The 11,085-nt window shown below is 72.5% G+C and carries 11 protein-coding genes; 8 read left to right on the top strand and 3 right to left on the bottom strand.

All coding sequences use genetic code 11. The features are described 5' to 3' along the window. Positions 1–2 precede the first annotated feature (2 nt). From ACZ4VT_RS09035 to ACZ4VT_RS09025, 3 genes are all read right to left on the bottom strand, one after another. Positions 3–662 carry a response regulator transcription factor gene (locus ACZ4VT_RS09035; protein ID WP_351290710.1) on the bottom strand — a complete coding sequence of 220 codons (660 nt, stop codon included), beginning with the start codon at positions 660–662 and terminating at the stop codon, positions 3–5. Positions 663–1,018: 356 nt separating this feature from the next. Continuing rightward, positions 1,019–2,329 (bottom strand): sensor histidine kinase, encoded by a 1,311-nt coding sequence (locus tag ACZ4VT_RS09030; protein ID WP_467947899.1) that lies wholly within the window; start codon positions 2,327–2,329, stop codon positions 1,019–1,021. A gap of 343 nt (positions 2,330–2,672) precedes the next feature. Continuing rightward, positions 2,673–3,854, bottom strand: coding sequence for a sensor histidine kinase (locus ACZ4VT_RS09025; protein ID WP_467947897.1), 1,182 nt, complete (start codon positions 3,852–3,854; stop codon positions 2,673–2,675). A gap of 147 nt (positions 3,855–4,001) precedes the next feature. On the opposite strand from ACZ4VT_RS09025, the gene ACZ4VT_RS09020 reads away from it, so the two are divergent. Genes ACZ4VT_RS09020 through ACZ4VT_RS08985 form a run of 8 tightly spaced genes read left to right on the top strand, consistent with a single transcriptional unit; the run spans position 4,002 to position 11,047 of the window. After that, positions 4,002–4,409, top strand: coding sequence for an NADH-quinone oxidoreductase subunit A (locus ACZ4VT_RS09020; RefSeq protein WP_030710243.1), 408 nt, complete (start codon positions 4,002–4,004; stop codon positions 4,407–4,409). Further along, positions 4,400–4,987, top strand: coding sequence for an NADH-quinone oxidoreductase subunit B (locus tag ACZ4VT_RS09015; protein WP_361753679.1), 588 nt, complete (start codon positions 4,400–4,402; stop codon positions 4,985–4,987). The genes ACZ4VT_RS09020 and ACZ4VT_RS09015 overlap by 10 nt, the downstream gene beginning before the upstream one ends. Continuing rightward, entirely contained in the window at positions 4,984–6,396 is a 1,413-nt protein-coding gene (locus tag ACZ4VT_RS09010; RefSeq protein ID WP_467947894.1) for an NADH-quinone oxidoreductase subunit C, read from the top strand. Before ACZ4VT_RS09015 ends, ACZ4VT_RS09010 begins: the two co-directional genes overlap by 4 nt. Beyond that, a complete protein-coding gene (locus ACZ4VT_RS09005) occupies positions 6,393–7,361 on the top strand; it encodes a complex I subunit 1/NuoH family protein (protein WP_467947892.1) in 969 nt (322 codons plus the stop codon). The genes ACZ4VT_RS09010 and ACZ4VT_RS09005 overlap by 4 nt, the downstream gene beginning before the upstream one ends. Then, the gene (locus ACZ4VT_RS09000) at positions 7,358–8,020 is read left to right on the top strand and encodes a NuoI/complex I 23 kDa subunit family protein (protein ID WP_467948149.1); all 663 of its coding nucleotides are present in this window, start codon (positions 7,358–7,360) and stop codon (positions 8,018–8,020) included. Before ACZ4VT_RS09005 ends, ACZ4VT_RS09000 begins: the two co-directional genes overlap by 4 nt. Next, positions 8,017–8,619: an NADH-quinone oxidoreductase subunit J family protein gene (locus tag ACZ4VT_RS08995; RefSeq protein WP_362805847.1), complete on the top strand. Its 603-nt coding sequence runs from the start codon at positions 8,017–8,019 to the stop codon at positions 8,617–8,619. Before ACZ4VT_RS09000 ends, ACZ4VT_RS08995 begins: the two co-directional genes overlap by 4 nt. Then, positions 8,619–8,984, top strand: a complete 366-nt coding sequence (gene nuoK, locus ACZ4VT_RS08990) for an NADH-quinone oxidoreductase subunit NuoK (protein WP_467947890.1) — start codon at positions 8,619–8,621, stop codon at positions 8,982–8,984. Before ACZ4VT_RS08995 ends, nuoK begins: the two co-directional genes overlap by 1 nt. Next, positions 8,981–11,047: an NADH-quinone oxidoreductase subunit 5 family protein gene (locus ACZ4VT_RS08985; RefSeq protein WP_467947888.1), complete on the top strand. Its 2,067-nt coding sequence runs from the start codon at positions 8,981–8,983 to the stop codon at positions 11,045–11,047. Before nuoK ends, ACZ4VT_RS08985 begins: the two co-directional genes overlap by 4 nt. Positions 11,048–11,085: the final 38 nt, after the last annotated feature.

The following is an 11,085-nucleotide window of genomic DNA, read 5'->3' as shown; positions in this document are numbered from 1 at the left end:
GATCAAGATTTCAGGTAGGTGAGAACGGCCAGTACACGCCGGTGATCCCCGTCACTCGGCGAGAGGCCCAGCTTCATGAAGATGTTGCTGACGTGCTTTTCCACCGCTCCGTCGCTCACGACCAGTTGTTTCGCCACGGCGGAATTGGTGCGTCCTTCGGCCATCAGCCCGAGCACCTCGCGCTCGCGCGGGGTCAGCCCCGCCAGGACGTCCTGCTTGCGGCTGCGGCCGAGCAGCTGGGCGACGACCTCGGGGTCCAGGGCCGTACCGCCCCGGGCCACCCGGACCACCGCGTCCAGGAACTCCCGTACCTCGGCCACCCGGTCCTTGAGCAGGTACCCCACCCCGGTGCTCGAACCGGCCAGGAGTTCGGTGGCGTACTGCTCCTCCACGTACTGCGACAACACGAGCACGCCTATCCCGGGATGGTCCCGGCGCAGCCGTACGGCCGCCCGTACGCCCTCGTCGGTGTGCGTCGGCGGCATCCGTACGTCGGCCACCACCACATCCGGCAGCGCGTCCTCGGCCGCCAGCTCCGCGATCGTCTTGAGCAGGGCCTCAGCGTCCCCGACGCCCGCCACGACGTCATGCCCCCGGTCGGTCAGCAACCGGGTCAGGCCCTCACGCAGCAGCACTGAATCCTCGGCGATGACCACCCGCACCCTGTCTTCCACGACTCAGCAGCTCCCGCGTCCACTCGTTCCCGCACTACACGACTCAGCCAAGCATCCCAGCCTTAAGTCCTGGTGAAGGCAGAGCCGAGACAACACGTGGGCGTCCGGCGGCAGTTTTCCCGAACCGGACGGTCACATGCCGCCCCACAGCCGCGCCAAATCCAGCCCCGCCGGCGACGCCGAATCCAGCCCCGCCGGCGTTTGAGGCGCGGGGTCTGGGGCGGCGCCCCGGGAAACGCACCGGCACCGGCACCGGCACCGGCACCCGCACACACGGGCGGGGCCCCCACCCACCCGGGCAGGGGCCCCGCTCACCGGCAACACAAGAAGGGGGCCCGGGGGCCTCAGCCCCGGTCACGCCACGGCAGCTCCGCCGTCACCGTCGTCCCGACACCGGCGGGCGAGTCCACCACCAGCACCCCGTCCACCGCGTCCAGCCGCCCCGTCAACCCCGCCAGCCCGCTCCCCCCACCCAAGGCATCCGCCCCGCCCCGCCCGTCATCCGCGACCTGGATCAGCAGCCGCTCCCCGGACTTCCACACGTCCACCGAGGCCGAGCGGGCCATCGCGTGCTTGCTGATGTTCTGCAGCAGCTCCGAGACCGTGAAGTACGCGATCCCCTCGATCGCCGCCACCGGCCGGGCCGGAAGGTCCACGGCCACCCGCACCGGCACCGCGCACCGCGCGGCCACCGACGACAGCGCCGCGTCCAGGCCCCGGTCCGTCAGCACGGCGGGATGGATTCCCCGCGCGAGGTCCCGCAGCTCCTGCAGGGCGATCTTCACCTCGCCGTGTGCCTCGTCCACCATGCGTGCCGCGGCCTGCGGGTCCTCGGTGAGCTTCTCCTTCGCCAGCCCCAGGTCCATCGCGAGCGACACCAGCCGGGCCTGCGCCCCGTCGTGCAGGTCCCGCTCGATGCGCCGCAGGTCAGCGGCCGCGGTGTCCACCACCACGCCCCGGTCCGACTCCAGCTCCGTGACGCGGCTCGCCAGCCGGGAGCGCCCGAGCAGCCCACCGACCATGACCCGGTCGACGGTGGTCAGGGCCCGGATCACCCAGGGGGTGGCGAGGGTGAGCGCCAGCCCGGCCAGGCAGGCGAGGGCGATCTCCACGGGGGAATCGACGAAGAAGGAGTAGTCGTCGTTCTGGAAGAGCATCATCCCGGGCTGGTCGGTGTAGGTCGGGATGACCCAGAACCAGAGTGGGTACAGCAGGAGCGTCCAGCCCGACGCCCAGAACGTCAGTGCCAGGCAGAACCCGAACACCGCCCACGGGAAGTGGATCACGGAGTACAGCACGTGCCGCCAGGCGCTCCCGCTCTTGAGCAGCGCACCCATCGCGGCGAGGGGCCCGGCCTTCTTGGCCCGGATCGGCGCGGGGCCGGCGATGTCCGCCCCGAGCAGCACGCGCACCCGGGCCCGCTCCACCGCGCCGAACCCGCGGCACATGGCGAGCACGCCGGCGAGGACCGGCACGCCGAGGAAGGTGACGAGCAGCCCGGCGCCGAGGCTCACCCCGGTGATGGCGAGCGAGAAGTACAGCGTGCTCAGCGGCAGCCCGATCAGCAGGTACCCGAACTCCCGCCAGGTCCGCCCCGCGACCGGAGCCCGCAGCACCGCCACGACACCACCGCCCGTGCCCTTGCCGTTGTCCATGATCCCGACCCACCCTTCCGCTCCTCAGCTACACCCCCACCCTGCCGCCCCCCACACCCCCGAACCATGCGGCGAGTCGGCCTCTCGACCGGGGGGTTAACCCCACCGCCCACGCGATTCCAGCCCCCGCCGGCGTGGCGCGGCGTACGGGGCGGAGCCCGGGTCTTTCAGCCCCGCCGGCGTTTGAGGCGCGGGGTCTGGGGCGGCGCACCCGCACACGCACCGGCTCGGACACCCGCCCACGCACCGGCACCCGCACACCCACAGGCGGGAGCGGGACCCCCGCCCACCCGGGCAGGGGCCCCGCTCACCAGCAACAAAGAAGGAAGGGGGCCCGGGGGCCTCAGCCCCGGTCACGCCACGGCAGCTCCGCCGTCACCGTCGTCCCGACACCGGCCGGCGAGTCCACCACCAGCACCCCGTCCACCGCCCCCAGCCGCTCCGCCAGTCCCGCCAACCCGCTCCCACCGCCGGAGGCCCCCGCTCCGCCCCGCCCGTCGTCCGACACCCGTATCAGCAGCCGCGCCCCCGCCCGCCACACCTCCACGCTCGCGCCCCGCGCCCCCGGCCCCGCGTGCTTGCTCACGTTCTGCAGCAGCTCGGACACCACGAAGTACGCGATCCCCTCGATCGCCTCCGCCGGCCGCGCCTCCGGCAGATCCACCGCAACCTTCACCGGCACCACGCACCGCGAAGCCACCGACGACAGCGCCGCGTCCAGCCCCCGGTCCGTCAGCACGGCGGGATGGATCCCCCGCGCGAGGTCCCGCAGCTCCTGGAGCGCCAGCTTCACCTCCCCGTGGGCCTCGTCGACCATCGCGGCCGCGCCCTCCGGGTCCTCCAGCAGCTTCTCCTTCGCCAGGCCCAGCCCCATCGCGAGCGCCACCAGCCGTGCCTGCGCTCCGTCGTGCAGGTCCCGCTCGATGCGCCGCAGGTCGGCCGCCGCGGTGTCGACGACCACGCCGCGGTCGGATTCCAGCTCCGCGATCCGCCGCTCCAGGTCGTCGGAGGGCGACAGCAGCCCCCGTACCATCGCCCGGTCCGCGTTCGCCAGCAGCCGTGCCACGTACGGCAGCACCGGCCAGAGCACGAACAGGCCCGTCAGGGCTACCGTGAAGGTGAGCACCCCCCACGGCAGCCGGATCAGCTGGTACAGCACGGTCCGCCAGCCCACCGGGTCCTTGATGCTCGTCCACAACCAGGGGAAGAATCCGCCGGACCGCTTCGGACCGGGGATCGGGGTCGGCTCGTCCACCCGTACGCCGAGCAGCACGCGGGCGCGTGCCCGGTCCAGCCGTCCCATTTGCCGAGACAGATAGAGACCGCATGCGAGCAGGGGAATTCCGATCGCGGTCACGGAAAGACCGCCCGTGACGGAAACCATGACAACCGCGTAAACGAATCCGACGATCGCCAACGGCAGATTGGTCAGCAGATAGGCGAGTTCCTTCCACGTCACGGCGCTGAAAGCGGCGCGCACGGGAGGAGGCCGATCGTTGTCGGGGAGGGCATGGCTCATGGTCATGGGCCACAGCCTGTCAAGAGCGACCCGCTGATGCCATGGGGTGTCCGGGGTGCTGTGAACGGGGGATAACCCCACCCTGTGTGAGGCAGGCCCTAGACTCCCGTCCGTACCAGATCGTCGACAGTGACCGAGGAGCGAGGAACGGACGTGCCCGAACCAACGGTATCGACCGTAACCGTGCTCGCGGCGGACTACTTCCGGAGTTATTCGGTCGTCGGTCTGCTGGCAGCCCTCGGTGTGCTCTTCGTGGCCGTGGCCTTCGGCGCCGGCCGCCTGCTGCGGCCCGTGGTCCCGACCCACGAGAAGCTGCTGACGTACGAATGCGGCGTGGACCCGGTCGGCGAGGGCTGGGCGCACACCCAGGTCCGCTACTACGTCTACGCGTTCCTCTACGTCATCTTCGCCGTCGACTCGATCTTCCTGTTCCCGTGGGCGACGGTGTTCGCCGCCGCCGGTTACGGCGCCACGACGCTGGTGGAGATGTTCATCTTCCTGGGCTTCCTGGCCGTCGGCCTGCTCTATGCGTACAAGAAGGGCGTCCTCGAATGGACGTGACACCTCAGCCGGAGCTTCTCCCGGAGCCCAAGCGCCTGGGAGTCCTCTCCCGCCTCGCCCCGGAACCCATGAAGGTGGTCCTGAACTGGGGCCGCCGGTACAGCCTGTGGGTCTTCAACTTCGGCCTGGCCTGCTGTGCGATCGAGTTCATCGCCGCTTCCATGGCCCGGCACGACTTCATCCGCCTCGGCGTGATCCCCTTCGCGCCCGGGCCGCGCCAGGCCGACCTCATGATCGTCTCGGGCACCGTCACGGACAAGATGGCCCCCGCCGTGAAGCGGCTCTACGAGCAGATGCCGGAGCCGAAGTACGTCATCTCCTTCGGCGCCTGCTCCAACTGCGGCGGCCCGTACTGGGACTCGTACTCGGTGACCAAGGGCGTCGACCAGATCATCCCCGTCGACGTCTACGTCCCCGGCTGCCCGCCGCGCCCTGAGGCGCTCCTCCAGGGCATCCTCAAGCTCCAGGAGAAGATCGCCCGCGAGTCGCTGGCCGACCGCTACGCGGCCGGGCCGTCCGTCTCCCAGCTCACCAGCGGCCTGGTCACGGCCCCGCCGGCCCCCGGGAGCGGCGCGTGAACCTCTACGACTCCCTCCCCGACGCGGCGCCGACGGTCTTCGGGGCCGAGGCCGTCGCCGAGTTCTCGTACGACGTCCTCACCGTGGACGTGCCCGTCGGCAGCTGGATCGCCGCCCTCGAAATCGCCCGCGACAAGCTGGGCTGCACCTACTTCGACTGGCTGAGCGCGGTCGACGAGCCCGGCACCGGCTTCCGGATCTGCGCGCACGTCGCCTCGCTGGAGAACCACCGCGTACGCCGCCTCCTGCTGCGCACGACCGTCCCGCACAGCGCCCCCTCCCTGCCGTCGGCGATCGCCGTCTACGCGGGAGCGGAATGGCACGAGCGCGAGACGTACGAGATGTTCGGGGTCGTCTTCACCGACCACCCGCACCTCGTCCACCTCCTCCTCCCGGAGAACTTCGAGGGGCACCCGCTGCGCAAGGACTTCGTCCTGGCCGCGCGCGTCGCCAAGGCCTGGCCCGGCGCCAAGGAACCGGGCGAGGCCCACGACCCGGACGCGCCGAAGCGCCGTCAGATGCTTCCGCCGGGCGTCCCGGACCCCAACGACTGGGGCCCGATGAAGGGCCAGCTGCCGCCGGCCCCCGCCCGCCCGGCCCGCACCCCGCGTGCCGCCGGCACCCCGCGCGAGGGCGCCCCGGTCCGCCGCACCCGCTCGGTCGCCGAGGGCTCGGCCACCCAGCCTCCGGCAGCCGAGGCCCGCCCACCCCGCCGCACCCGCTCGGTAGCGGAAGGCTCCGCTGGCCAGGCGCCCGTGGCGCCGGAGGAGACCCCGCCGAGCGAGGCCACCCCGGCGACCCCGAACGCCGAAGCCCCGGCCCGCCGCACTCCCTCCGCCCCGGAGGTCCCGCCGACCGAGGCCACCCCGGCGACCCCGAACACCGAAGCCCCGGCCCGCACGCCGCGCCGTACCCGCAGCGCGAGCGACGGTTCCGCGAGCCAGGCCCCGACCGCCCCGGAGCCGGGGGAGACCCCGGCGACCCGGACCGCCGAAGCTCCGGTCCGCCGCACTTCCTCCGCCCCGGAGGTCCCGCCGACCGAGGCCACCCCGGCGACCCCGAACACCGAAGCCCCGGCCCGCACGCCGCGCCGTACCCGCTCGGCGACGGAGGGCTCCGCGAGCCAGACCCCGGACGCGCCGCAGCCCGCGCCCCGCCGGGTCGCGCCCCGCAGCTCGGACGCCCCCTGGCACGACCCGAAGCCCGCCTTCGAGGAGCCGACGGCCCCGACGAAGCCCGAGCCCGAGCCGAAGCCGACCGCGCCGAAGGCAGACGCGGACGCGGCGAAGCCCGCGGCCACCGAGCCGCAGGCCGACACCCCGCAGACCCCGCCGGAGGCACCCGCGGACGCGGACGCCCCCCACCCCACCCAGACCCACCCCACCACCGACAACGGAGGCGACGCGTGAACGACGTCCTCGACGTCGCCCTGCGGCTGATCGTCGTCTTCGCCGTCTTCCTCGTGCTCCCGCTCGTCGTCGGGCAGACCGAGCACAAGGTGATGGCCCACATGCAGGGCCGCCTCGGCCCCATGTACGCCGGCGGCTTCCACGGCTGGGCCCAGCTCGTCGCCGACGGCGTGAAGTTCGCGCAGAAGGAAGACATCGTCCCGGCCAACGCCGACCGCCGGATCTTCCAGCTGGCCCCCGCCGTCGCCCTGCTGCCGTACCTCCTCGTCCTCCTCGCCATCCCCATCGGCCCGGGCGAGGGCGCGGTCGGCCAGGTCATCGACGCCGGCCTGTTCTTCGTGCTCGCCGTCATGGGCGTCGGAGTCCTCGGCTCCCTCATGGCCGGCTGGGCCTCCGCGAACAAGTTCTCCCTGCTCGGCGGCCTGCGCACCGCCGCCCAGCTGCTCGCCTACGAGCTCCCCATGCTGCTCGCCGCCGCCTCCGTCGCGATGGCCGCCGGAACGGTCTCCCTCCCCGGCATCGTGGAGAGCTTCCAGTGGTGGTGGCTGCCCTGGCAGATCGCCGGCGCGCTCGTCTTCTTCACCGCCGGCCTCGCCGAACTGCAGCGGCCCCCCTTCGACATGCCCGTCGCCGACTCGGAGATCATCTTCGGCGCGTACACCGAGTACACCGGCCTGCGCTTCGCGCTGTTCCTCCTCGCCGAGTACGCCGGCATCGTCGTCCTCTGCGCCCTCACCACCGTCCTCTTCCTCGGCGGCTGGCAGGGCCCCTTCGGCGCCGACGGCCTCGGCTGGGTCTGGACCCTGCTCAAGACCGGGATCCTCGCCTTCGTCGTGATCTGGCTCCGCGTGAGCTACCCGCGCCTGCGCGAGGACCAGCTCCAGAAGCTCGCCTGGACCGTACTCATCCCGCTCGCGCTCGCCCAGATCGCGCTCACCGGCATCGTGAAGGTGGCGATGAACTGATGCCCATCCCCGGATCCGGACTCGCCAAGGGCCTGGCCGTCACGCTGCGCACGATGACGAAGCGCTCGCACACGGCCCAGTACCCCGAGGTCCAGCCCGAACTCCCGCCCCGCTCCCGCGGGGTCATCGGCCTGTTCGAGGAGAACTGCACGGTCTGCATGCTGTGCGCCCGTGAGTGCCCCGACTGGTGCATCTACATCGACTCCCACAAGGAGACGGTTCCCGCCTCCACCCCCGGTGGCCGCGAGCGCAGCCGCAACGTCCTCGACCGCTTCGCCATCGACTTCTCCCTCTGCATGTACTGCGGGATCTGCATCGAGGTGTGCCCCTTCGACGCCCTCTTCTGGTCGCCGGAGTTCGAGTACGCGGAGACCGACATCCACGAGCTGACCCACGAGCGCGACAAGCTCCGCGAGTGGATGTGGACCGTCCCGGCCCCGCCCGCGCTGGACCCGGCCGCCGAGGAGCCCAAGGAGATCGCCGCCGCCCGCAAGGCAGTGGAGAAGGCCGAAGCCGCGGCGGCCGCCGCCGCGGCAGCCGAAGCAGCAGCCGCCGCCGAAGCAGCAGCCGCCGCCGAAGCAGCAGCCGCCGCCGAGGCCGCGGCCGCGGACGGCGGAACCGAACCCCCGACCACCCCGACCCCGGAGGGAGACGCGTGACCCCCGCCGCCACCCTGGCCGCAGCCCAGGCCGCCGCCACCGGGCCCGGTTTCCTCTCCCCGACCGGCGTCGAGATCGCCTTCGTGCTCGTCGGACTCGCCACCCTCGGCGCGGCCCTCGTCACGGTCACCACCCGGCAGCTCGTGCACGCCGCCCTCTGGCTGGTCGTCGCACTCGGCGGCATCGCCGTCGAGTACCTGCTGCTGACCGCCGAGTTCATCGCCTGGGTCCAGGTCCTCATCTACCTCGGATCCGTGGTCGTCCTCCTCCTCTTCGGGCTGATGCTCACCAAGGCGCCCATCGGGCGGTCCCCGGACGCGGATTCCGGCAACCGCCTGATCGCCCTCGGTGTCGCCGCCGTCGCCGCCGTGGCACTGGTCTGGGTCGTCGTCGACGCCTTCCGCACGACCTGGATCGACCTCGACGGGCCGGTCCAGGGCTCGACGAAGGTCTCCGGCGAGATCCTCTTCCAGCACTGGGTGCTGCCCTTCGAGGCGCTCTCCGTCCTCCTCCTCGCGGCCCTGATCGGCGCCATCGTGCTGTCCCGCAGGACCGACCCCGCCGAAGACGCCGACGCCAGCGACAAGGGGCAGCGCTGATGCACCTCGCCTACCCCGCCGTACTCGCGGCGCTCCTCTTCTGCACGGGCCTGTACGGCGTACTCGCCCGCCGCAACGCCATCCTGGTCCTGATGTCCGTCGAGCTGATGCTCAACGCCGTCAACCTCAACCTGGTGGCCTTCGACGTCTGGCTCCGCGACGCCCTGCACGCCGGCCAGGCCCTCACCCTCTTCACCATCGCCATCGCCGCCGCCGAGATCGGCATCGGCCTCGCGATCGTGCTGATGGTCTACCGCAACCGCGGCACCTCGGACGTCGACCGGCTGCGCGACACCGCCGAAGGCCACGAGCCCGCCCAGAAGTCCCCGAACTCCCCGAACACCCCGAGCGAGGTCACCGCGTGAGCACCACGACCCTCGCCGTCCTCGTCCCGCTGCTCCCCTTCCTGGGCGCTGTGGCGGGACTGCTCTTCGGCCGCACCGCCCCCGGGTTCGTCCGGCCGCTCGCGATCCTGCCGACGCTCGGCGCCGCCGTACTGGCCGTGATCGTCGCCGTCCGCCAGGGCGGCGGCCCGGCCATCAGCACGGCGACCGAGCTGACCCCGACCGGCTCGGTGCCGATCGACCTCTCGCTCTACCTGGACGGCTTCGCCGTGCTGGTCGCGATCCTGGTCGGGCTCGTCGCCACCTGCGTACAGCTCTACTCGACGGCGTACCTCCGTGAGGACCCGCGCTACCCGTCGTATGCCGCTCTCGTCTCACTGTTCACCTCCGCGATGCTGCTCGTCGTCTACTCCGGCGACCTGATGGTGCTGCTGGTCGGCTGGGAGGTCATGGGCATCTGCTCGTACTTCCTGGTGGGCCACTACTGGGAGACCGAGGCGGCCCGCTCCGCCTCCCTGAAGGCCTTCCTCGTCACCAAGCTCGGTGACGTCCCCTTCCTGATCGGCCTGTTCGCGCTCGCCACCGACGCCGGCTCCTTCCAGATCACGAAGATCCTGAGCACCGTCGGCGCCGGCGGCCTCGACCACCCGACGCTGATCGCGCTGCTCCTGCTCGCCGGAGTCGCGGGCAAGTCCGCGCAGTTCCCGCTGCACACCTGGCTCCCCGACGCCATGGCGGGCCCCACCCCGGTCTCCGCGCTGATCCACGCCGCGACGATGGTCGCCGCCGGTGTCTACTTCATCGCCCGTCTCCTCCCCGTCTTCGCGGCCTCCCGCGCCGCACTGGTGGTCATGGCCGTCATGGCGGCCGTCACGATGGTCGGCTCCGCCCTCGCCGCCCTCGCCCAGGACGACATCAAGCGGGTGCTCGCCTACTCCACGATCGGCCAGCTCGGCTACATGACGGGCGCCCTGGCCGTCGGCGACCGTGGCGCCGCCGTCTTCCACCTCCTGTCCCACGGTGTCTTCAAGGCGCTCCTCTTCCTCGGTGCGGGCGTGATCATCCACGCCGCCGGTACGAACTCCCTGGCCGCCATGTCCCGTATGGACGGCCTGACCAAGCGCATCCCCGACGCCTTCTGGACGATGACGATCGCGCTGCTCGCGCTCGCCGCGATCCCGCCCTTCGCCGGCTTCTTCTCCAAGGAAGCCGTCCTCGTCGCCGCCGAGCAGACCGCCACCGGCCACTCGGACCTCGCGCCCACCAGCGCCGGCTGGCTGGTGCTCGTCGCCGGCGTGCTGACCGCCCTGCTCACCGCCGCCTACGCCACCCGGCTGTGGCTGATGGCCTTCCGCGGCCGGGGCGCGGCCGCCCCCGACCACGGCAAGGAGCCCGTCGCCATGACCGGCGTGCTGTGGCTGCTCGCGATCCCGTCGCTCGGCTTCGGCCTCGCGGCGAGCCCCATCGCCGACTGGTTCGACAGCGGAGAGCTCACCCCGACCCTGGTCACCTCGGTCCTCGGCACGGGCGCCGCGGTCATCGGCGTGATGCTCACCTACGCCCTCTGGCAGCGCGCCGCGGCCCGCACGGCCACGACCCCCGCCACCGCCGGAGCCGTCCCCGGAGCCGTCCCCGGCACCGGAGCGGCCGCCCCGCAGCCCGCCGCCGTGGCCGCCGCCGCATCCGCGGCCACGGCAGCCGCCGAGTCCGCCGCCGAGACCCCCGAGGTCGCCGAGGTGACCCACGACCACCCCGCCGTCCCGGCCGGGCCCGCCCCCGACCCCGGACGCGCGCTCCTCGGCCCGCTGCACCGCCACGCCGCCGACGGCTTCCACCTCGACGCCGTCTACGACCGGCTCTTCGTCCGCCCCGTCCGGGCGGCGGCAAGCCTCGTCCGCTTCCTCGACCGCGAGGTCGTGGACACGTACGTCCGCGGCGCGGGCGCCGGCCCCCGGCTGCTCGGCAGCCTCGTACGCCGCGCCCAGACCGGCAACGTGCAGAGCTACCTGAGCGCCCTGCTCGCCGGCGCCGTGGTCCTGGCGATCGCCACCGCCGTCCTCGCCAACGTCAACGCCGGATCGTGAGCCGTGAGTCAGCCGTGATTGATATCAGCCCGTCCGTG

This window comes from Streptomyces sp. NPDC029164, from assembly GCF_055563995.1.
Note: the sequence above shows the minus strand (reverse complement) of the source record. Positions and strands in the feature narration are given on the sequence as shown.

What these genes read in the sequence shown, in the direction of transcription:
- ACZ4VT_RS09030 (WP_467947899.1), bottom strand. Translation starts at nt 2,329, where the DNA reads ATGGACAACGGCAAGGGCACGGGCGGTGGTGTCGTGGCGGTGCTGCGG.
- ACZ4VT_RS09025 (WP_467947897.1), bottom strand. Translation starts at nt 3,854, where the DNA reads ATGACCATGAGCCATGCCCTCCCCGACAACGATCGGCCTCCTCCCGTG.
- ACZ4VT_RS09015 (WP_361753679.1), top strand. Translation starts at nt 4,400, where the DNA reads ATGGACGTGACACCTCAGCCGGAGCTTCTCCCGGAGCCCAAGCGCCTG.
- nuoK (WP_467947890.1), top strand. Translation starts at nt 8,619, where the DNA reads ATGCACCTCGCCTACCCCGCCGTACTCGCGGCGCTCCTCTTCTGCACG.